Genomic DNA, 22,438 nt, shown 5'->3' with positions numbered 1-22,438 from the left:
GCCCCAGACCGCCGGTCACGGTGGTCAACCCCCGGTCGGGGCGACCACCGTGACCCGGGTCGGCTCAGCCGGTCAGGCTGGCCACTCCCTGCGGCAGGAAACGCTGACCGGTGACCTGCTCACTGGTGCCGGTCCGGTCCAGGTACGGCGTGACGCCGCCCAGGTGGAACGGCCACCCGGCACCGAGGATCATGCACAGGTCGATGTCCTGCGCCTCGGCGACGACCCCCTCGTCCAGCATCAGCCGGATCTCCTGGGCCAGCGCGTCGAGCGCCTGCTGGCGTACCTGCTCCTCGGTGAGCGGCTGGTCGCCGACCACCAGCAGCTTCGCCACCTCGGCGTTGATCTCGTCGTCCACCACGATCGGCTGACCGGAGTCCGCGATCCGCTTCAGGTTCTCGCTGACCGTGAACCGGTCCGGGAAGGCCGCGTGCAGGGTGCCGCCGACGTGGTGGGCGACGGCCGGGCCGACGAGCTGGAGCAGTGCCAGCGGTCGCATCGGCAGGCCCAGCGGGTCCAGCGCGCGGTTCGCCACCTCCAGCGGGGTACCCGCGTCCACGGCGGCGAAGACGGTGCCGAGGAAGCGGGTGAGCAGCCGGTTGACCACGAACGCCGGGGCGTCCTTCACCAGCACCGACGACTTCTTGAGCTGCTTGCCGACCGCGAAGGCGGTGGCCAGCGTGGCGTCGTCGGTCCGCTCGCCGCGGACGATCTCCAGCAGCGGCAGCACCGCGACCGGGTTGAAGAAGTGGAAGCCGACCACCCGCTCCGGGTGCTCCAGGTCCTCGGCCATCGCCGTGATCGACAGCGACGAGGTGTTCGTCGCCAGCACCGCCTCCGCCGGGACGATCTTCTCCAGCTCGGCCCAGACCTGCTTCTTGACGGAGAGGTCCTCGAAGACGGCCTCGATGACGAAGTCGGCGTCCGCGAACGCGCTCTTGTCGACCGTGCCGCTGACCAGGCCGTACAGCTTGGCGGCGGTGCCCTTGTCCATCCGGCCCTTGCTGACGGCCTTCTCGATCTGGGTGTGCACGTAGCCGACGCCCTTGTCCACCCGAGCCTGGTCGAGGTCGGTGAGCACCACCGGCACCTGGAGACGGCGGGCGAACAGCAGCGCCAACTGACCGGCCATCAGTCCCGCGCCGACGATGCCGACCTTGGTCACCGGACGGGCCAGCCCCTTGTCCGGCGCGCCGGCCGGTCGCTTGGCCCGCCGCTGCACCAGGTCGAAGGCGTACAGGCCGCTGCGCAGCTCCTCGGAGAAGACCAGGTCGGCCAGGGCCTCGTCCTCGGCGGCGGTGCCGGTGCCGAAGTCGGCGTCCTTCGCCGTCTCCAGCAGGTCCAACGCCCGGTACGCGGACGGGACCGCGCCGTGCAGCCGCTGGTCCAGGGTCTGGCGGGCGAAGTAGAGCACGCCCGCCCACATGTCCTTGTCGACCTCGGGTCGGGTGACGGTCACCTCGCCGCGCACCACCCCGGCGGCCCACTCCAGCGACCGCTCCAGGAAGTCGGCCGGCTCCAGCAGCACGTCGGCGATGCCCAGCTCGGCGGCCTGCTTCGGCTTGAGCATCTTGTTCTGCATCAACGGGTTCTGGATGATCACCTGGGTGGCCGCCGGGATGCCGATCAGGTTCGGCAGGAGCTGGGTGCCGCCCCAACCCGGGATCAGGCCGAGGGACACCTCGGGCAGGGCCAGCGCCGCCGCGCCGCCGGAGAGCGTCCGGTAGTGGCAGTGCAGGGCCAGCTCCAGGCCGCCGCCCATCGCCGCCCCGTTGACGAAGGCGAAGGTCGGGACCGGGCTGTCCTTGAGCCGGGCGAAGACCCGGTGCCCCAACCGGCCGATCTCCAGCGCCTGCGCCCGGTCCGCCAGCAGCGGCAGACTGGTGATGTCCGCGCCGACACAGAAGATGTACGGCTTGCCGGTCACCGCGATGAACGCCGGATCGGCCGCCAGCGCGGCGCTGATCGCCTCGTCCAGGCTGGTGAGGCCGCCCGGGCCGAAGGTGTTCGGCTTGGTGTGGTCGAATCCGTTGTCGAGGGTGATCAGGGCGGCCGGGCGGTCCAGCCCGGGCACGTTCACCTGACGCAGCAGCGCCCTGGTGACCACCTCGTTCGGTGCCGCAAGGCTCATTTGTCTCCACCCTCCCGGTGCGGGTTCTCCCAGATGACCGTGCCGCCCATGCCGATGCCGATGCACATCGCGGTGAGGCCGTAGCGGACCTCCGGGTGCTCGGCGAACTGCCGGGCGAGCTGGGTCATCAGCCGTACGCCGGAGGAGGCGAGCGGGTGCCCGATGGCGATCGCGCCGCCCCACTGGTTGACCCGGGGGTCGTCGTCGGCGATGCCGAAGTGGTCGAGGAAGGCGAGCACCTGCACGGCGAACGCCTCGTTCAGCTCGAACAGGCCGATGTCGTCGATGGTCAGGCCGGCGATGCGCAGCGCCTTCTCGGTCGACGGGATCGGGCCCACGCCCATCACCTCGGGCTCGACTCCGACGAAGCCGTACGACACCAGCCGCATGGCGATCGGCAGGCCCAGCTCACGGGCGACGTCCTCGGCGACCAGCAGGCTGGCGGTCGCGCCGTCGTTCAGCCCGGCCGCGTTGCCCGCGGTCACCTTGCCGTGCGGGCGGAACGGGGTCTTGAGCGTGGCCAGCTTCTCCAGGGAGGTGTCCCGGGGCGCCTCGTCCACGGTCGCCAGGCCCCAGCCGGTCTCCGGATCGCGGACCGCCACCGACACCAGGTCGTCCTGCAACTTGCCGTCGGCGTACGCCTTCGCGGTCTTCTGCTGCGAGGCGAGGGCGAACGCGTCGGTGCGCTCCTTGGTGATGTGCGGGACCCGGTCGTGCAGGTTCTCCGCGGTGGAGCCCATCACCAGCGCGGACGGGTCGACCAGCTTCTCCGCGACGATGCGCGGGTTCGGGTCGACGCCCTCGCCCATCGGGTGGCGGCCCATGTGCTCGACACCGCCGGCGATCGCGACGTCGTACGCGCCCACGGCGATGCCGCTGGCGACGGTGGTCACCGCGGTCATCGCACCGGCGCACATCCGGTCGATGGCGAAGCCGGGCACCGTCTTGGGCAGGCCGGCCAGCAACGCGGCGGTACGGCCGATGGTCAGGCCCTGGTCACCGGTCTGGGTGGTGGCGGCGATGGCCACCTCCTCGACCCGTTCCGGGGGGAGCTGCGGGTTGCGGCGCAGCAGTTCGCGGATGCATCGGATCACCAGGTCGTCGGCGCGGGTGTTGGCGTACATCCCACCCGCCTTGCCGAACGGGGTGCGGACGCCGTCCACGAAGACGACATCCCGAACTTCACGGGGCACTTGAGCCTCCTAGCCAGCACTGGCGTTTCCCCCGAATGCTACTCGCCAGTAATAACCAGTGCCGCCGTCCCCACTGTGGCCCACCCCACACCCGCCCCCACCGCTCTCGTTGATCAAGAGGTTTGCGTCGGCGAACGGCCGCCCGCCGGACGCAAACCTCTTGATCACAAAACCATGCCACCGGTGGGGGTGGGGGTTGGGGGAAGCGTGGCAGCGTGGCTGTTCGACACGCCGGGGCAGCGCCAGCCACACTGCCACGATCCGGCCATGCGCCAGCTCGGGCGGTGCGTCAGCTCGGGCGGGAGGGGGACTCGGTGTCGCGGATGACCTCGGCGTGGGCGAGGGTGACGCGACGCAGGGCGGTCTCCGGGTCCAGCCCGGCGTCACGGGCCTCGGCGACGGCGGTCAGCAGGGCGGCACCCAGGGCGGCCTCGGCATCCGGCTGGGCGTCCGGCGACGGCAGCGCGACACCGAGCCCGGCTCGGGCGGCGCGTTCCAGGATCTGGGCGGCCAGCGCCAGCGCGGGCTGACTCACCGCGATGCCGTCGAGCACCGAGTCGCGGGACTTTTCGGCCTGCTTGATCCGCTCCCAGCTCGCGGTGATCTCCTCCAGGCTGCCCGCCTGGGCGTCCGCGAAGACGTGCGGGTTACGCCGGACCATCTTGTCGACCAGGCCACCGGCCACGTCGTCGACGGTCCACCGCTCACCCTCGGGCAGTTCCTCGGCCAACCGGGCGTGCAGCACCACCTGGAGCAGCACGTCACCCAGTTCCTCGCGCAGCGCGTCGGTGTCCCCGGCGCCGATCGCGTCGTACGCCTCGTAGCACTCCTCCAGCAGGAAACCGGCCAGACTCTGATGGGTCTGCGCCCGCTTCCACGGATCGCCGCCCGGCGAGAGCAGCCGGTCCAGCACCGCGACCGCGTCGAGCAGCCGGGCACCCGGCGGATCCCACGAGCCGTACATCAGCTCCAGCTCCGCCAGCCCCGGCTCGCGGGCCAGCCGCAACCCCAGCTCCCGGGCAAGCGACTCGTCGCCGGCCGGACCGGCCAACCACACCACGGTCTCGTGCGTCGCCGACGCCTCCAGCAACGCGGGCACCGCCGGCCCGTCGAGGACCCGCAGATCGGCGCCCGCCACCCGCAGGGCCGTGGTCAGCTCGCTCTCCGCTCCGGCGAGCACCGGTGCGGCGCGTACGACGTCCCAGGCGGTCGCCGTCAGCAGACCGGCCGGCAACCGGGGTGAGGTCACCAGCAGGACGATCCGAGGCACGGTCAGCTGTCGGCCGGGCCGGTCTGCGGCGGCCTCGGGGTGGAGACGTCGGTGACCGCGTCGGAACCGGGCTCACCCAGCGGCACACCCACCGCCACCGCCTGGCCGGCGAAGCTGAGCACCGGGAACTGCAGCGGACGGTAGCGCGGGTTGACCGTCACGTCGTACGTGTCGACCGCCTCGGAGAGGGCGTTGCGGGTGGCCAGCGCCTGCCGGAGCTGTTCACCGTCGAGCTGCGGGGCGGCCTGCTCGACGGTCACGTCGGCGGGTACCGCACCGGCCCGCTTGCCCGCCGCGACCAATTCGGTCAGATCCTGCTCGGTCGGTGCCACCGGCGAGCCGACCGGGATGCCGGAGAGGCAGGTGTACAGCTCGGCGACCTGCCGCGCGTACGTGGCCTCGGGGCTGATGCCGAGCTGCTGGGCCACCTGCGCCGCCTCGGCCTGCCCCTGGGGGCGGTAACCCTCGGCGGCGGAGATCCGCTCGCAGACCTGGCCGAGCACCAGGGTGCTCACCACCTCGCTGCGCCCGGGCAGGCGTACCTGCTGCTGGCCGGGCACCTGCTCGGCCGCCTCGGTCGGCTCCGGGTTCTTGGCCCGGGCGTCGTCGATGACCTCGGTGACGGCGTCCTCGGTGATCCGGTGGTCACCGACGTACGCGGCGACACCGGGCTCGGAACGGCAACCGGAGAGGACGACGAGGCCGACCGCCACGCTGGCGACGGCGACAAGACGGCGAGCACGCATGCCCGTCACTCTCTCATGCCCCCTACCCACCGGTGGCACCCGCACCCGCAGGCACCGCCGGGGCGCCGAGGACGTCGGAGAGCAGCTGCGCGCACCACTCCAGCAGAGCCTGGTCGCGCAACGGCTCGCCATCGATCCGGCGGGTCGTCGGCCGGGGCACACTGACCTGGTCGAGCGCGGACTTGTAGACCGAGTCCGGGTGGTAGCGCTTGAGCCGCATCTGCTTCGAGTCGGGCAGCGGCAGCGGGCCGAAGCGCAGGTGCTTGCCCTGCACGCTGACGTCGGTGAGGCCGTACCGGCGGGCCAGCAGCCGGAACCGCGCCACCGCGATCAGGTTCTGCACCGGTGCGGGCGGCTCGCCGTAGCGGTCGGTCATCTCGGCCGCCACCTCGCGCAGCCGTTCCTCGTCGCGCGCCTCGGCGAGCTTGCGGTACATCTCCAGGCGCAGCCGTTCCACGCCGACGTAGTCGTGCGGCAGGTGCGCGTCCACCGGAAGGTCGATCTTGACGTCCGTCTCCTCCTCGGGACGCTCGCCCTTGAACGCCTGCACCGCCTCGCCGACCATCCGGACGTAGAGGTCGAACCCGACGCCCTCGATGTGCCCGGACTGCTCGCCGCCGAGCAGGTTGCCGGCACCCCGGATCTCCAGGTCCTTCATCGCCACGTACATGCCGGCACCCAACTCGGTGTGCTGGGCGATGGTGGCCAGCCGCTCGTGCGCGTGCTCGGTGAGCGGCTTCTCCGGCGGATAGAGGAAGTACGCGTACGCCCGCTCCCGGCCCCGGCCCACCCGGCCCCGGATCTGGTGCAACTGGGCCAGGCCGAGCAGATCGGCCCGCTCCACGATCAGGGTGTTGGCGTTCGGGATGTCGATGCCGGACTCCACGATCGTGGTGCAGACCAGGACGTCGAACTCCTTCTCCCAGAAGCCGACCATGACCTTCTCCAGGGCATCCTCGCCCATCTGGCCGTGCGCCACCGCGACCCGGGACTCGGGCACCAGCTCGCGCAGGCGGCGGGCCGCCCGCTCGATCGACTCGACCCGGTTGTGCAGGTAGAAGACCTGCCCGTCACGGAGCAACTCGCGGTGGATGGCGGCGGCCACCTGCCGGTCGTCCTGCGCCCCGACGGCGGTGAGCACCGGATGCCGCTCCTCCGGCGGGGTGGCGATGGTGGACATCTCCCGGATGCCGGTGATCGCCATCTCCAGGGTGCGCGGGATCGGGGTCGCCGACATGCTCAGCACGTCGACGGCGGCCCGCATCGACTTCAGGTGCTCCTTGTGCTCGACACCGAACCGCTGCTCCTCGTCGACGATGACCAGCCCGAGCGACTTGAAGCGGGTGGCAGCCGCCAGTAGTCGGTGGGTGCCGATGACGATGTCGGCGGTGCCGTCGGCGACCATCGCGAGCGTCTGCTCGGCCTCCTTCGGCGTCTGGAACCGGGAGAGCTGCCGGATCGTCACCGGGAACTGGCTCATCCGCTCGGCGAACGTGTTGTAGTGCTGCTGCACCAGCAGGGTGGTGGGCACCAGCACAGCCACCTGCTTGCCGTCCTGCACCGCCTTGAACGCCGCGCGTACCGCGATCTCGGTCTTGCCGTAGCCGACGTCGCCGCAGATCAGCCGGTCCATCGGGACGCTCTGCTCCATGTCCCGCTTGACCTCCTCGATGGCGGCGAGCTGGTCGGGCGTCTCCTGCCAGGGGAAGGCGTCCTCCAGTTCCCGCTGCCACGGGGTGTCCGGGCCGAAGGTGTGCCCCTTGGACGCCTTGCGGGCGGCGTAGAGCTGGATGAGCTGGGCGGCGATCTCCCGGACCGCCTTGCGGGCCCGCGCCTTGGACTTCTGCCAGTCCGAGCCGCCCATCTTGTGCAGCGTCGGCTGCTCACCACCGACGTACCGGCTGAGCTGGTCGAGCTGGTCGGTGGGGACGAAGAGACGGTCGCCGGGCTGGCCGCGCTTGCTCGCGGCGTACTCGATGACCAGGTACTCCCGGGACGCGCCGTTGACCGTACGCTGCACCAGCTCCACGTACCGGCCGATGCCGTGCTGCTCGTGCACCACGTGGTCGCCGGCCTGCAGCTCCAACGGGTCGATCGTGTTGCGCCGCCGGCTCGGCATCTTGCGCATGTCCCGGGTGGAGACGCCCCGGCCACCGGTGACGTCGCTGCCGGTGAGCAGCACGAACCGGGCCGCCTCGTCGACGAAGCCGCCGGTGAGGCTGCCGCAGGTGACCAGGACCTCGCCCGACACGGGCGCGTCCGGGACCTGCTCGGTCATCCGGGCGCCCAGGCCACCGTCGCGGAGCACCTCGACGGCCCGGTGGGCGGGGCCGTGCCCCTCGAAGACCAGCGCGACCGACCAGCCCTCACCGGTCCAGCGCGTCAGGTCGGCCACCACCCGGTCGGTCTCGCCGTGATAGAGCGGCGCGGGCTGGGCGCTCAGGCTCACCGCGATGGCGTCGTCGGGGGTGACGTCGACCGCCTCCGGCGCGTCCTCCCACGGCTGCCGCTCCGGGGCGGCGTCCGGCTCGGCCATCCCGAACGGGGACAGTGTCCACCAGGGCCGGCGCCGCGTGGCGGCGGCCGCGCGGACGTCGGCCAGGGTGCGGAAGGCGGCGGCGCCGAGGTCGATCGGGGCCTGGCCGCCGACGGCCGCGGCGGCCCAGCTGGCCTGGAGGAACTCCTCAGAGGTACGCACCAGGTCGTGCGCCCGGGTGCGGATCCGCTCCGGGTCGCAGAGCAGGACGTGCGTGCCCTCGGGCATGCAGTCCAGCAGCAACTCCATCGAGTCGTCGCCGATCAGCGCCGGGGCGAGGGACTCCATGCCCTCCACCGGTATGCCGCCGGCCAGCTTGTCCAGGATCTCGGCCAGCTCGGGGTGCTGCCCGGCCAGCTCGGCGGCCCGCTCCCGGACGGCCGGGGTGAGCAGCAGTTCCCGGCAGGGCGGTGCCCAGAGTTGCGGCACCTGTTCGATGGTGCGCTGGTCGGCCACGGCGAAGGTGCGGATCTCCTCCACCTCGTCGCCCCAGAACTCGACCCGCGACGGGTGCTCGTCGGTGGGCGGGAAGACGTCCAGGATGCCGCCACGGACGGCGAACTCGCCCCGCTTGGTGACCAGGTCGACCCGCGCGTACGCCATGTCGGTCAACCGGCGCGCCACCTGCTCCAGGTCGGCCTCGTCCCCGGCGGACAGCCGCACCGGCTCCAGGTCGCCGAGTCCCTTGAGCTGCGGTTGCAGCATCGACCGGACCGGCGCCACGACCACCCGCAGCGGCCCGGTGCGCCCGTGCGCGTCCGCCGAGTCCGGGTGGGCCAGCCGGCGCAGCACCGCCAGCCGTCGACCGACCGTGTCGGAGCGCGGCGAGAGCCGCTCGTGCGGCAGCGTCTCCCAGCTCGGGAAGATCGCCACCTGCTCGGCGGGGAGCAGCCCACCCAGCGCCGCCACCAGGTCCTCCGCCTCACGGCTGGTGGCGGTGACCGCCAGCACCGGCCGCCCGGCACCGCCGACCGTCGCGTCCCGCCCCTGTTCGGCGGGGTCCGCGGCGACGGCGGCGACCGCGAACGGGCGCAACGCCGGTGGCGCGGTCAGGTCGAGGCCGTCGACCTGGGCCGCACCCGAGCGCGCCAGGTCACGCACACGGGCCAGCCCCGGGTCGGCCAGGGCGGCGGCGAACAGTCCGGTGAGCGCAGTCATGATCACTTCCGCGGGTGAGGACACGACGATCGCCCCGCGTCCGTCCGGACGGGGGGTTCCACCGGTCGACACTATCTCTCCGGTCGGACGATCCACCGCCGTCCACGACGTCCGGGCTCCGGCACGCCTGCGGCCTGCCGGTCCGCGCGTACGGTCGGGGCCACCAGCAGGATCTTGACGACTGCCGGGCGCTGTGGTCGGCTGCCCGGCATGAACGGGGAGTTTCGCGCACAGTTCGACGCGGACGTCACCTTCGCCAACGGCGGCGGTCTGCGCACCGAGGGCTTCCGGCTGGACATCCCCGGCCGGAGCATCACCGACGAGGACCTGGCGGCGCTCTTCGTCCGGCACCTCGGGCTGCTGATGGTGGCCGAGGTCCGCATCACCGGCACGACGATCGTCGAGGAGCCGCACAAGGGCGGTCGCGGCGTCACGGCCACCGCCCCGGGCACCGGCCACCGGTTCGTCGAGCTGAGTCATGTCGTCACCGACGGGATGACCACCCTGCCCGGCTGGCCGACGCCCCGGATCACCGAGTGGCTGACCCGGGAGGACTCCCGGAGCGCCTACGCCCCGGGCACCGAGTTCCAGGTCGGGCGGATCGACATGATCGCCAACACCGGGACGTACCTGGACACCCCCGCGCACCGCTACGCCGACGGCAGCGACCTGGCCGGCGTCGGACTGGACCGCCTGGCCGAGCTGCCCGCGCTCGTGGTGCGCCTGCCCGTCGGCACCCGTGCGGTGGACCGCCTGCTGCTGGCGCCGTACGACGTCGCCGGGAAGGCAGTGCTGCTGCACACCGGCTGGGACGCGCACTTCGGCACCGCCCGGTACGGCGCACCGGAGGCACCCCACCTGACCGGCGACGGCGCCCGGGCGCTTGTCGACGCCGGTGTCGCCCTGGTCGGCATCGACTCGATCAACATCGACGACATGAGCCCGGCGGCGGGCGGTACGCGTCCCGCGCACAGCATCCTGCTGGCCGCCGGTGTCCCGATCGTGGAGCATCTGACCGGACTGGACCAGCTTCCGCCCGACGGCTTCCGATTCACCGCCGCCCCGCCGAAGGTCGCCGGTATGGGTACCTTCCCCGTCCGCGCCTACGCCCGTATCGACTGAGACCGGAGAACCGTGACCTACCCGCCGCCCGGACACCCGCCCCAGCCGCCGTACGGCGGTCAACCCGCCCAGCCGCCGTACGGCGGTCAACCCGCCCAGCCGCCGTACGGCGGTCAACCCGCCCAGTCTTCGCACGGCGGTTGGCCGTCGGGTCCGCACCCGACCCCCGTGGTCAAGCGCATCCCCGAGGACCAGCCCTTCGTCGTACGCCCCAACCTCGTCAAGCGCGGTCTGGTCATCGGCGGCGTCCTGCTGGCCGCCCTCGGCCCGCTCGCCTGCTGTGCCGGCTTCCTCGTTCTCGGCTCCATGAACTCGGCGGAACGCGGCAGCGCCGGACTCGGCCTGGCGATCGCGCTGGGCTGTCTGCTCCTCCTGGTCGCCCTGCCGGTCGGCCTCCAGCTCTGGCTGATCGGCTCCGGCGGGCCGGTGCTCGCACTGAGCCACGAGGGCCTCTGGATCCGCAGCCGGCCCACCCGTGGTCAGGCGATCTGGCTGCCGTGGGAGGCCGTCGCGCAGATCTCCCGCCGCCGGTGGAGCCTGGAGAAGATGCTGGTGGTCAAGCCGCACAATCCGGCGACGATGCCGAACCTGGGCGGCTACACGGCGTTCGACAGCGCGCCGTTGAACGTCCTGTACGGCTCCGGCCTGGTCGCCACCCTCAACTTCGCGGACAAGCCCGAGGCGGAGATCCTGGCGGCCGTCGCCCACTACAGCGCCGGCCGCTGCCAGCTCACCTGAGCGCCCCCGGGGTGGTGGTCCGGCCGCCGCCCCGGGACACGGGCCGTCAGTAGCGGACCGAGATGCGGCGGTCGACCGCGTCGACCCGCACCTCCCCGCCGTAAGGGACGATCAACTGCGGATCGGTGTGACCGAGGTCGACGTCGAAGACCAGCACCGCGTCGGGGGCGTACTCGGCGAACGCCCGGGTCACGGCGGCGCGCTGCTCCCGGGCGTAGCCGGCCTTCTCGTCGGGGGTGAGCCGGCGGTCGAAGTTCCACGCCTTGGCGCGGCCGACCAGTGCGGCGGGAAAGCCGGCGAGCAGGCCGCGCTCGCCGAGGTTGCGCAACATGCGGTAGACCTCGACGGCGGGCGGCAACTCCTCCGAGGTCTCGATCAGGAAGACCGACCCCCGCAACGACTCCGCCGGGGCGACCCGGTCGGCGGCGAGCAGCCAGTGCAGCACCTCAAGGTTGCCGCCCCAGGTGTGGCCGGTCACCGTCGTGGCCGGTCCCTGCCAGCGCCAGCCCGCACCGGCGAACATCACCGGCTCCGCCGCCAGGCAGCCCGGGTCGTTCCAGTCGGCCGGTTCGTCGCCCCACTCCGGCGCCGCCGACAGGTCGTACCAGTCGGAGCCGAACAGCGCCGCGCGCAGCGAGTCGGCGGTCATCGGGTGCAGCGCGCCGGGGCGGCCGAGGTGCACCAGCACCGACCCGCCGTGGTAGCCGACGATCCCCAAGCGGTGCAGGTGGTGGAGCAGGTTGGTGTTGTCGGAGTAGCCGAAGTAGGGCTTCGGGTTGGCGCGAAGCACGTCGTCGTCGAGGTGCGGGGTGACGGTGATCTGGTCGTCGCCGCCGATGGTGGCCAGCACGGCGGTGATCGTCGGGTCGGCGAACGCCTCGGTCAGGTCGCGGGCCCGGTCCCGCGGGTCGGCACCCATGACGCGGGTGGTCGGGTACTCCACCGGCTCCAGCCCGAACTCCTCGCGCAGTCGGCGCAGGCCCAACTCGTACACGTGCGGGAAGAGGCCCGGCAGTCCGGCGGAGGGCGAGACGACCGCGACCCGGTCCCCCGGGCGGGGCTTCGGTGGGTAGCGCAACGACGGCATGGGCCGACGGTACCGCCCCTCGGCGGCGTGGCCTTGATCACCGCGAGTGGGCGGGCTCGACCTCGGATCCGCCCGCCGCATCGGCCCCCCACCAGCGCGGACGTCCCTCACCCCGGCGCCCGGGTGAAAGGAGGGGACCCCTCCTATACAAAAGGCGATAACAAGGGGCCCCTCCTTACAACCGGGTGCGCGCGGATACGATCGGGGAAGTCGGACAGCGCTGTCCTTCGTACTCACGTAAGGAGCGCACGGTGACCGACCAGCACGATCACGACGGGCCCGACGCCGCCCTACGCGCCGACATCCGCCGGCTGGGCACCCTGCTCGGGCAGACCCTGGCCCGCCAGGAGGGCCGCCCCCTGCTCGACCTCGTCGAGGAGATCCGCGCCCAGGTACGCACCGACGCCCCTGCCGCCGCCCGGCGGTTGGGTGGGCTCGACGTGACCACCGGCACCAAACTGGCCCGCGCCTTCTCCACCTACTTCCACCTGGCCAACATCACCGAGCAGGTGCACCGGGCCCGGGACCTGCGGCGTCGGCGCGCCGTGCAGGGTGGCTGGCTGGACCAGGCGGCCAAGATGATCGCCGAGCGCGGGGTACCGGCCGAGGAGATCGCGTCGGTGGCCCGCCGGCTGGCGGTACGCCCGGTCTTCACCGCCCACCCGACCGAGGCGGCCCGCCGCTCGATCCTGTCCAAGCTCCGCGCCATCGCCGACGAGCTGGACACCGAGACGGCCAACGCGATCCTCTACGGGGCCAGTGACGAGGGCCCGGCCAACCGCCGGCTGGCCGAGCTGCTCGACCTGATGTGGCAGACCGACGAGCTGCGGCTGGACCGGCCGGACCCGACCGACGAGGCGCGCAACGCCATCTACTACCTGCGCGACCTGTACGCCGAGGCGGCCCCGCAGGTGCTCGACGACCTCGCCGAGACGCTGCGCACCCTCGGTGTGGAGACCTCGCCGACCGCCCGTCCGCTGACCTTCGGCACCTGGATCGGCGGCGACCGCGACGGCAACCCCTTCGTCACCCCGACGGTGACCCGTGAGGTGCTGGCCATCCAGCACGAGCACGGGCTGACCGCCACCGAGGCGGCGATGGATGAGCTGATCAACGAGGTCTCCGTCTCCCGCCGGCTGCGCAACGTGTCGCTGGACCTCTCCGCCAGCCTCGCCGCCGACCTGGACGCGCTGCCCGAGGTGGCGCCCCGGTTCCGCCGGGTCAACGCCGAGGAGCCGTACCGTCTCAAGGCCCGCTGCGTCCGCGCCAAGCTGGCCAACACGCGGGCCCGGTTGCGTCAGGGCACTCCGCACGTGCCGGGGCGCGACTACCGGGGTTCCGCCGAGCTGATCGCCGACCTGGATCTGCTGCGCGCCTCACTGGCCCGCAACTCCGGGCAGCTCACCGCCGTCGGCCGGCTCGCCTCGACCATCCGGACCGTCTCCGCGTTCGGCCTGCACCTGGCGACCATGGACGTCCGGGAGCACGCCGAGAAGCACCACGAGGTGCTGATCCAGCTCTACCGGGCGGTCGGCGAGGTCGAGGACTACCCGGCGTTGACCAGGCTGGAGCGCACCAAGCTGCTCGCCGACGAGTTGACCGGTCGTCGGCCGCTCTCCACCGCCGACACCCCGTTGACCGAGGCGGCGCGCAAGACGTTCGACGTGTTCAGCGCCATCCGCGAGGCGCAGGACCGGTTCGGCGGCGAGGTGATCGAGTCGTACATCATCTCGATGACCCTCGGCGTGGACGACGTGCTCGCCGCGGTGGTGCTCGCCCGCGAGGCCGGCCTGGTCGACGTGCACAGCGGTCGGGCGCGGGTCGGGTTCGTACCGCTGCTGGAGACCCCGGCCGAGCTGAACTCCGGGGGCGAACTCCTCGACGAGCTGCTGTCGCTGCCCGCGTACCGGACGCTGGTGGCCGCCCGGGGCGACGTGCAGGAGGTGATGCTGGGCTACTCCGACTCCAACAAGGAGGCCGGCATCACCACCAGCCAGTGGTCCATCCACCGGGCACAGCGGGCGCTGCGGGACGTGGCCGCCCGACACGGGGTGCACCTGCGGCTGTTCCACGGCCGGGGCGGCACGGTGGGGCGCGGCGGCGGACCGACGCACGACGCGATCCTGGCCCAGCCGTACGGCACGCTCGACGGCGCGATCAAGGTGACCGAGCAGGGCGAGGTCATCTCCGACAAGTACACGCTGCCCGCGCTGGCCCGGGAGAACCTGGAGCTGACCGTGGCCGCCGCGCTCCAGGCGACGCTGCTGCACACCGCGCCCCGGCAGCCCGCCGAGATGCTGGAGCGCTGGGACGCGGCGATGGACGTGGTGTCCGAGTCGGCGTTCCGGTCGTACCGGTCGCTGGTGGAGGACCCGGACCTGCCGGCGTACTTCTGGGCGTCCACCCCGACGGAGCTGCTCGGCGCCTTGAACATCGGCTCCCGGCCGGCGAAGCGACCGAACACCGGTGCCGGCCTGGGCGGGCTGCGAGCCATCCCGTGGGTGTTCGGCTGGACCCAGACGCGGCAGATCGTGCCCGGCTGGTTCGGGGTGGGGTCCGGTCTGGCCGCCGCCCGCGAGGCCGGGTTGGCCGACGTGCTCTCCGAGATGAACCGCAACTGGCACTTCTTCCGCACGTTCCTGTCGAACGTGGAGATGATGCTGACCAAGACCGACCTCGACATCGCCCGCCGGTACGTGGAGACCCTCGTGCCGAAGAAGCTGCACCCGATCTTCACCAAGATCGAGGAGGAGTACGAGTTGACCCGGCGGGAGGTGCTGGCGGTCACCGACTCGCCGGACCTGCTGGAGAACTCCCCCGTGCTGCAACGCACCCTGGCGGTACGCGACACCTACCTGGAGCCGCTGCACCACCTCCAGGTGGCGTTGCTGCGGCAGTACCGCGACTCCGGTGCCGCCGGTCGGGCGGTGGCCACCGCACCGGGCGGCCGACGGGCCCCGAGCGACGGTACGGCTCTGGAGCGCGCGCTGCTCACCACCGTGAACGGCATCGCCGCCGGGATGCGCAACACCGGCTGACCGCGGCGAGGTTCGGAAGCACTGCAAGGAAGGGTCCCCTCCTAACGCCTGGCGTATAGGAGGGGACCCTTCCTAACATCTGCGGGCGCTGCCGCGACACATCTGCGGGCGCTGCCGCGACGTCAGAACGCGACGTCAGAAGTCGCCGCCGCCGAAATCACCACCGCCGAAGTCGCCGCCACCGAAGTCGCCACCGCCGTAGTCGCCGCCCCCGTAGTCACCACCGCCCAGGTCGCCCGCGTCGCCGCCGAAGTCGCCGCCCTGGTCGTCCAGGCCCGCCGCCGCACCGGCGTCGTAGCCGGGGTCGCCGAACGAGGGCGAGAAGAGGGCGTCGGCGATCAGCATGCCGCCGAGTACGCCGACTCCGGCCCCCAGCGCCGTCTTCCACCAGGGAGTGGAGTACCAGCCGGACGGCACCGGTCGGCCCTGCATCCGCCCGCCCGGGTAGTAGTACGGCGTGTCCCGGCCCGGCTGCGGACCGGCCTTGAACGTCTGGCCCTGCACCTGGACCTGGCGCGGCACGGTCAGTTCGCCGGCACCACTCGCGGCGGCCAGCGGTGGCAGGGGTGGCCCGGGGTCGATGCCGAGTGCCGTCCGGGCCGCCCGGATGTAGGTCAGCCCCTCCACCGCGGTCTCCCGGGCCAACGTGAACTGCGTGATGCTCCTGGCCTGCTCCATCTGCGACCCGGCCGCGTGGTACCGCTCGGCGGCGTCGGCCAGCGCCTGACGCACCGCCGGATCGTCACCGCTGAGCGTCATCACCTGCCCACCGAGGCGTTCGTACCAGCGTCGGGCGTCGGCTTGGACATCGGCGAGTTTCCGGGCCTCACGCGCGGCGCGCTCCCGCTGCCACCAGACGAACGCACCGACGAGACCTGCGACAAGGAGTACGACCAGCAGAAGTTCCACCACTCCAACGTACCCACCATCTGCCAGCGGCCCACCTCCTGACGAGGTCGGACGCGGCACGCGGTGCCGATCGAGGCGCGAAGCGCTCATCTTTGGCAAGCTCGTCGGAATGGAGCTCTCGACTCTGGCGGTCGTCGTCGTCTGTCTCGGTGCCGGCGGTGCGGTGGGCTGGTTCGCCGCGCGGGCCCGCGCGGCGACCGAGATCGCCCGGCTGGACGCCACCCTGCGCGCCACCCGTGAGGGCGAGGGGCGGCTGGAGCAGTCGATGCGGGCGTTGAGCTACGAGGCGACGGCCCAGTCCCAGGAGGCGGTGGCCCGGGCGGTGGCGCCGCTGCACGACACGTTGCGCCGCTACGAGCAGCGGGTGGCCGAGTTGGAGCGGGACCGCGTCGACGCGTACGCGGAGCTGCGCGAACAGGTGCGGTCGATGAGCACGGTCTCGGGTGAGCTGCGTACCGAGACCAAGCAGTTGGTGGCGGCGCTGCGCGCTCCCCAGGTACGCGGCCGGTGGGGCGAGCACCAGTTGCGGCGGATCGTGGAAGCCGCCGGGATGCTGGAGCACTGTGACTTCTCCGAGCAGGTCACCGCCGCCACCGACCAGCAGACGGTCCGCCCCGACCTGGTGGTCCGGCTGCACGGGGGGCGCAGTGTGGTGGTGGACGCGAAGGCGCCGTTCGACGCGTACCTGACCGCGATGGAGGCGCGCGACGAGCGGGGGCGGGACACGCACCTCGACCTGCACGCCAAGCACCTGCGGGGGCACGTGGACGCGCTGGCCGCCAAGTCGTACTGGACGGCCTTCGAGTCCACCCCGGAGTTCGTGGTCCTCTTCGTGCCGGCCGACCCGTTCCTGGACGTGGCGTTGCAGCGTGACCCCACGCTGCTGGAGCACGCGTTCACCCGCAACGTCGTGTTGGCCACGCCGGCCACCCTGGTCGCGTTGCTGCGTACGGTGGCGTGGTCGTGGCGGCAGGAGCAGCTCGCCCGGAACGCCCTGGCGGTCCACACGCTGGCCCGGGAGCTGTACGGACGGTTGTCGACGCTCGGCGACCACGTCGGCAAGCTCGGCGCGTCGCTGGGCGGTGCGGTGACCGCGTACAACCGGGCGGTGGGTTCGTTGGAGGCGCGGGTGCTGGTCAGCGCGCGTAAGCTCGCCGAACTGGGCGTTTCCGACCAGGAGTTGGCGGTGCCGAACCAGGTCGAGATCGCCCCTCGCCAGCCGCAGGCACCGGAACTAGTCGATGGTCTTTCCACAACGGATGGTCGAATTCGGCCGGACTAATCAGACCCTTACCACCTTCGATGTGACATTGCGCGTCTCGCGTATCACGAGATGGTCACAACGTACCTGCCGGTAGTGACATCGATGGTCGACACCACGAAGGATTCGCCTCACGCGTGCCCTGCATCTGAGGGCGCCCTGTTCTCTGGAGGAAAGAGAACGTGAGTAAACCCCGAATCCTGAGCCGGCGTACCTCCGCCGCGCTCTTCGCCTCGGTCATGGCGGCGGGCGCCGTGACCGTGGTCAGCGGTACCGCCACCGCGAGCGCCGCTCCTGCCGGACCCGACGCCGCGCAGGCCACCCCCGCCGAGGCGCTCGGCGAGCACGACGCCAAGCTGCTCTCCGAGGCGGAGGCGAAGAAGGCCCCCACCGTCACGATGATCGTCGCCACCGAGAAGGGCAAGGCGAAGGACGTCGCGGACGACCTCAAGGACCTCGGTGCCGCCGTCACCGAGCGCTACGACACCATCGGCTACGTGCTGGCGAAGGTCCCGACCGGCAAGGCGGTCACGGCCGCCACCCTGCCCGGCGTCGCCGCCGTGGACCTGGACGAGAAGATCCAGCTCCCCGACCCGAAGCCGGAGGTCGTCCCGGGCGCGAAGAAGGCCGAGAAGCAGGGCTCCACGCTCAGCGGCCCCGGTGCCAAGACGCCCGCCGACAACCCCTACATGCCGACCGGCGAGATCGGTGCGGCCAAGTTCGTCAAGCAGAACCCCAAGTGGGACGGGCGCGGCGTCACCATCGGCGTGATGGACTCCGGTGTGGACCTGGACCACCCGGCGCTGCAGAAGACCACCACCGGCGAGCGCAAGATCGTCGACTGGGTCACCGCCACCGACCCGTTCGAGGACCCCACCTGGCGGCCGATGATCACGCAGGTCACCGGGCCCACGTTCACCGTCGCGGGCCGCACCTGGACCGCGCCGGCCGGCACCTACCGGTTCAACCTGTTCAGCGAGAACATCACCGCCAACAGCGAGCCGGGCGGTGACGTCAACCGCGACGGGGACACCACCGACCAGTTCGGCGTGCTCTTCGACCCGGTGACCAACAACATCTGGGTGGACACCGACCAGGACGGCGACTTCACCGACGAGGCCCTGATGCGGCCCTACAAGGAGAAGTTCGACGTCAACCACTTCGGCACCGACAACCCGGCGACTCCGATCACCGAGCGGATGTCGTTCGTGGTCGAGTACCGCAAGAACGTCGACACCACCCCGCTCGGCGGCCCCGGCCTGGTCGACTACGTCAACATCGGCATCGTCGAGGGCTCGCACGGCACGCACGTCGCCGGCATCACCGCCGCGTACGGCATGCTGGGCAACAAGGCGTTCAACGGCGCCGCCCCCGGCGCCAAGGTCGTCTCCTCGCGCGCCTGCTCCTGGGGCGGCGGCTGCACGTACGCGGCGCTCACCACCGGCATGGCCGACCTGGTGATCAACCGGGGCGTCGACGTCATCAACATGTCGATCGGCGGCCTGCCGGCGCTCAACGACGGCAACAACGCCCGCGCCGTCCTCTACAACAACCTGATCACCACCTACGGTGTGCAGATGTTCATCTCGGCCGGCAACTCCGGCCCGGGTGTGAACACCATCGGCGACCCGTCCGCGTCCACCAACGTGGTCAGCGTCGCGGCCAGCATCAGCAAGGACACCTGGCTGGCCAACTACGGCTCGGTGGTCAAGCAGAAGAACGCCCTGTTCAACTTCTCCTCGCGCGGCCCGCGTGAGGACGGTGGCGCCAAGCCGAACATCGCCGCTCCGGGCTCTGCCATCTCCACCACCCCGGTCTGGCAGGCCGGCAACCCGGTCGCCGAGGCCGGCTACCCGCTCCCGTCGGGTTACGGCATGTCCAACGGTACGTCGATGGCCTCCCCGCAGGCCGCCGGTGGTGCCGCGCTGCTGCTCTCGGCCGCCAAGGCCACTGACCAGGGCGTGACCCCGGCCGCGCTGCGCCGGGCGATCTACAGCTCGGCCAAGCCGATCGCGAACACCGCCACCTTCGGTCAGGGCTACGGCATGTTCGACGTGCCGGGTGCCTGGAAGCTGCTGCGCAAGAGCAGCGAGCCGAACGACTACACCGCCGAGGCTCCGGTCTGCACCGTCCTCTCCGGCCAGCTCGCCACGCCGAACAGCGGCACCGGCGTCTACAACCGGTGTGACGCCGCCAACGGCGGACACAAGGTCAACCAGTCGAAGTCGTACCAGGTCAAGCTGACCCGGACCAGCGGCCCGACCGGCAACGTGAAGCACAACGTCGGCCTGCGCGGCAACAACGGCACCTTCTCGGCGCCGAAGAACGTCACGCTGCCGCTGAACAAGACCGTGACCATCACGGTCACCGCGAAGCCGAAGACCGCCGGTGCCCACGGCACGATCGTCACGGTCGACGACCCGCGCACCAACACGATCGACTTCGAGTTCTCCGCCGTCGTGGTGGCCTCGAACGACGTCAGCAAGCCCGCCTTCGCCTACTCGGCGCGGGGCACCGTGGAGCGCAACAGCACCACGTCGTACTTCGTGACGGTGCCGCCGGGTGCCGGGGCGTTGCAGGTGAACCTCTCCGGCATCGCCACCGGGTCGCAGACCCGCTTCATCGCCTTCAACCCGTACGGCGTCCCGGTGGAGAGCACCTCCAGCCTGGCCTGCTACACCAACTTCGCCAGCACGGTCGTCTGCAACGCGTTCGAGCGTGACTACCAGAACCCACTGCCGGGTGTCTGGGAGATCGAGGTGGAGTCGCGGCGGACCTCGCCGGCCCTGAACAACCCGTACCAGCTCCAGGCACGGGTGCAGGGCGTCGCGGTCGAGCCGGCCGTGGTCGAGCTGCCGGCGGTCACCGCCGGTGTCCCGACCCCGGTGACCTGGTCGCTGAAGAACACCTTCGGCCCGGTCTCGGTGACCGGCCAGGGTGGCCCGCTGTCCAGCGTGCACACCGAGCGGCCGACCATCGTCGAGCTGGCCAAGCAGGAGTTCACCGTCGAGGTGCCGGCGGGCGCCACCAGCTTCACCGCCCGCATCGGCAACCCGTCCAACGCAAGCGCCGACCTCGACCTGTTCATCTACCGGGGCACCACCCTGGTCGGGCAGCAGGCCGACGGTGACTCGGAGGAGGCGGTGACCCTGACCAACCCGGTCGCGGGCACCTACCGGGTCGTCGTGGACGCGTACGCGGTGGACGGTGCGGGTGGCAGCACCCAGTACGACTACCGGGACTCGTTCTCGTCCCCGTCGCTCGGCACCCTGACGGCCTCGGGTGGCACGCTCACCCTGGCCAACGGCGCCACCGGCAACCTCTCGGGTTCGGTGACCGCCCAGTCCACCCCGTCCGCGGGTCGGGCGCTCTACGGTGAGCTGACCGTGGTGACCACCGAAGGCGCAGTCGTCGGCCGCGGCGCGGTCTCCGTCGGCGCAGTGAACTGACACCACCACCGCACCACCAGGAAGCCCGTCTCCGGTCCACCCGGAGGCGGGCTTCCGCCTTTCCGCTGTCCTCTCCACCACCGCCGGACACGCCCGCCGATCATGGACTTATGGCACGCAGTTGGGGGTGATACGCGCCCTCTGCCGCTGCCACAAGTCCATGATCGACAGGGCGCTGCGGTGCGCGCCCGGGGGCGCGTACCGCAGCGCGGGTGGGGTGGGTCAGGCGCGCTTGGCGGTGGCGACCTGGAAGGGGGTGCCCTGCTGGCACGTCGTCATCAGGCTCGGGTTGGGCCGACCGGTCACCGTCACCGAGGCACCGGAGGTGAGTACGTCACGTGGCCCGCCCAACAGCAGGTAGCCGTCGAGCAGCAGACAGCCGGGCTCCACGCCGGCCTCGACCCGACCGGTGAGCGTCATCTCACCGGTGACCGGCGGCGAGGTCGGCACGCCCCGGGTCTTGCCGGCCGGCGGCGGGCTGACCGGGGCGGTCGGGTCCACCGGGTCGGAGGGCGGGGGCACGGGGCCGGTCGGATCCGGGGTCGGCAGCTCGGTCACGGGTGACGCTCCCGTCGGGGTCGGGGCGGTGGTGGGGCCGGTCCCGGCGTCCTGACCGCCGCAGGCGACGAGCGCCGTGCAGACGATCAGCGCGGTGGCGGCGATCCGAAGGGTCCTCATGCCGGTCTGACGTGTCCGGAAGGTCAACCGTTCCATCGGCGCGTGCCGACGGATCAGCTCTGGGCCGCCGCAGCGGCCTTCATGTCGCGCTTGAGTTCCTGCGGCAGCGAGAAGGTGAGGCGCTCGTTGGCGGTCACCACCTCCTCGACGTCGGCGAAGCCGCGCTCGGCGAGGTGCGCGAGCACCTGCTGCACCAGTTCCTCCGGCACGCTCGCGCCGGAGGTGAGGCCCACCGTCCGGGCGTCGGTCAGCCAGGCGTCGTCGATCTCGTGGGCGAAGTCGACCAGGTGTCCGGCGCGGGCACCGGCGTCCAGGGCCACCTCGACCAGCCGCACGGAGTTGGAGGAGTTGCGCGACCCCACCACGAGCACCACGTCGCACTCGGCCGCGATCTCCTTGACCACGTGCTGCCGGTTGCTGGTGGCGTAGCAGATGTCGTCGCTGGGCGGGGACTGGAGCAGTGGCAGCCGCTTCTTGAGCCGGGCCACGGTCTCCAGGGTCTCGTCGACCGAGAGCGTGGTCTGCGACAGCCAGACGACCTTGCTCGGGTCGCGCACGGTGACGCGGTCGGCGTCCTCGGGGCCGTCCACCAACTGGATGTGGTCGGGGGCCTCGCCGGAGGTGCCGATCACCTCCTCGTGACCCTCGTGGCCGATGAGCAGGATGTCGTAGTCCTCGGCGGCGAACCGCTTGGCCTCGTGGTGCACCTTGGTCACCAGCGGGCAGGTCGCGTCGATCGCCTTGAGCGACCGCTCCTTCGCCTGCTCGTAGACCTCGGGCGCCACGCCGTGCGCGGAGAAGATGACGGTGGACCCCTCGGGGACCTCCTCGTTCTCCTCGACGAAGATCGCGCCCTGGGCCTCCAGCGTCCGCACCACGTGCTTGTTGTGCACGATCTCCTTGCGGACGTAGATCGGGGCACCGTAGAGCTTGAGCGCCTCCTCGACGGTCTGCACCGCCCGGTCGACGCCCGCGCAGTATCCACGGGGCTTCGCGAGCAGCACGCGCTTACCGGTCCCGGAAGTCCTCTCGCCCTCAGTCACGCCCCCATCGTACGTGCCGCCCGCGCCCCCGGCACCTGTCTCTTATACCCATCGCCGAGCCCACGAGACTAGCGCTCAT

The 22,438-nt window shown here is 71.7% G+C and carries 14 protein-coding genes; 5 read left to right on the top strand and 9 right to left on the bottom strand.

All coding sequences use genetic code 11. The features are described from left to right. Positions 1–64: 64 nt before the first annotated feature. The 5 genes from EYA84_RS05700 to mfd form a co-directional block, all read right to left on the bottom strand. Entirely contained in the window at positions 65–2,131 is a 2,067-nt protein-coding gene (locus EYA84_RS05700) for a 3-hydroxyacyl-CoA dehydrogenase NAD-binding domain-containing protein (protein WP_131051955.1), read from the bottom strand. Then, positions 2,128–3,324 (bottom strand): acetyl-CoA C-acyltransferase, encoded by a 1,197-nt coding sequence (locus tag EYA84_RS05695; protein ID WP_131051954.1) that lies wholly within the window; start codon positions 3,322–3,324, stop codon positions 2,128–2,130. Before EYA84_RS05695 ends, EYA84_RS05700 begins: the two co-directional genes overlap by 4 nt. 289 nt (positions 3,325–3,613) lie before the next feature. After that, positions 3,614–4,594, bottom strand: coding sequence for a nucleoside triphosphate pyrophosphohydrolase (locus EYA84_RS05690; protein WP_131051953.1), 981 nt, complete (start codon positions 4,592–4,594; stop codon positions 3,614–3,616). Positions 4,595–4,596: 2 nt separating this feature from the next. Next, positions 4,597–5,340 (bottom strand): hypothetical protein, encoded by a 744-nt coding sequence (locus EYA84_RS05685; protein ID WP_131051952.1) that lies wholly within the window; start codon positions 5,338–5,340, stop codon positions 4,597–4,599. Positions 5,341–5,362: 22 nt separating this feature from the next. Next, positions 5,363–9,034 carry a transcription-repair coupling factor gene (gene mfd, locus EYA84_RS05680; RefSeq protein WP_131051951.1) on the bottom strand — a complete coding sequence of 1,224 codons (3,672 nt, stop codon included), beginning with the start codon at positions 9,032–9,034 and terminating at the stop codon, positions 5,363–5,365. 210 nt (positions 9,035–9,244) lie between these two features. Between mfd and EYA84_RS05675 the strand changes: the two genes are divergently transcribed. Together EYA84_RS05675 and EYA84_RS05670 are read left to right on the top strand one after the other, a co-directional pair. Then, on the top strand, positions 9,245–10,156 hold the full coding sequence (locus EYA84_RS05675) for a cyclase family protein (RefSeq protein ID WP_131051950.1): 912 nt from the start codon (positions 9,245–9,247) through the stop codon (positions 10,154–10,156). Between the two features lie 12 nt (positions 10,157–10,168). After that, complete coding sequence (locus EYA84_RS05670) at positions 10,169–10,894, top strand: hypothetical protein (protein WP_131051949.1); 726 nt, start codon at positions 10,169–10,171, stop codon at positions 10,892–10,894. A 46-nt stretch (positions 10,895–10,940) separates the two neighbouring features. Here EYA84_RS05670 and EYA84_RS05665 read toward each other — a convergent pair whose 3' ends face one another. Beyond that, positions 10,941–11,981, bottom strand: a complete 1,041-nt coding sequence (locus EYA84_RS05665; RefSeq protein WP_131051948.1) for a S66 peptidase family protein — start codon at positions 11,979–11,981, stop codon at positions 10,941–10,943. Positions 11,982–12,232: 251 nt separating this feature from the next. Between EYA84_RS05665 and ppc the strand changes: the two genes are divergently transcribed. After that, the gene (ppc, locus tag EYA84_RS05660) at positions 12,233–15,019 is read left to right on the top strand and encodes a phosphoenolpyruvate carboxylase (RefSeq protein ID WP_131051947.1); all 2,787 of its coding nucleotides are present in this window, start codon (positions 12,233–12,235) and stop codon (positions 15,017–15,019) included. Positions 15,020–15,154: 135 nt separating this feature from the next. On the opposite strand, the gene EYA84_RS05655 is transcribed toward ppc, so the two are convergent. After that, positions 15,155–15,928 carry a hypothetical protein gene (locus EYA84_RS05655; RefSeq protein WP_131051946.1) on the bottom strand — a complete coding sequence of 258 codons (774 nt, stop codon included), beginning with the start codon at positions 15,926–15,928 and terminating at the stop codon, positions 15,155–15,157. 109 nt (positions 15,929–16,037) lie between these two features. Here EYA84_RS05655 and EYA84_RS05650 point away from each other — a divergent pair, with 109 nt between their 5' ends. Both EYA84_RS05650 and EYA84_RS05645 read left to right on the top strand, forming a co-directional pair. Beyond that, complete coding sequence (locus EYA84_RS05650; protein ID WP_131051945.1) at positions 16,038–17,210, top strand: DNA recombination protein RmuC; 1,173 nt, start codon at positions 16,038–16,040, stop codon at positions 17,208–17,210. A gap of 161 nt (positions 17,211–17,371) precedes the next feature. Further along, a complete protein-coding gene (locus EYA84_RS05645; RefSeq protein WP_131051944.1) occupies positions 17,372–20,638 on the top strand; it encodes a S8 family serine peptidase in 3,267 nt (1,088 codons plus the stop codon). A 222-nt stretch (positions 20,639–20,860) separates the two neighbouring features. On the opposite strand, the gene EYA84_RS05640 is transcribed toward EYA84_RS05645, so the two are convergent. Both EYA84_RS05640 and EYA84_RS05635 read right to left on the bottom strand, forming a co-directional pair. Then, complete coding sequence (locus EYA84_RS05640) at positions 20,861–21,316, bottom strand: hypothetical protein (RefSeq protein ID WP_131051943.1); 456 nt, start codon at positions 21,314–21,316, stop codon at positions 20,861–20,863. A gap of 53 nt (positions 21,317–21,369) precedes the next feature. Then, entirely contained in the window at positions 21,370–22,359 is a 990-nt protein-coding gene (locus tag EYA84_RS05635) for a 4-hydroxy-3-methylbut-2-enyl diphosphate reductase (protein WP_131051942.1), read from the bottom strand. Between the last annotated feature and the right edge of the window lie 79 nt (positions 22,360–22,438).

Origin of the sequence: Verrucosispora sp. SN26_14.1, assembly GCF_004307965.1 — a bacterium.
In the GTDB taxonomy this organism is placed as follows: domain Bacteria; phylum Actinomycetota; class Actinomycetes; order Mycobacteriales; family Micromonosporaceae; genus Micromonospora.
The sequence above is the reverse complement of the archived record's forward strand: the minus strand, read 5'-3'. Positions and strand labels throughout refer to the sequence as shown.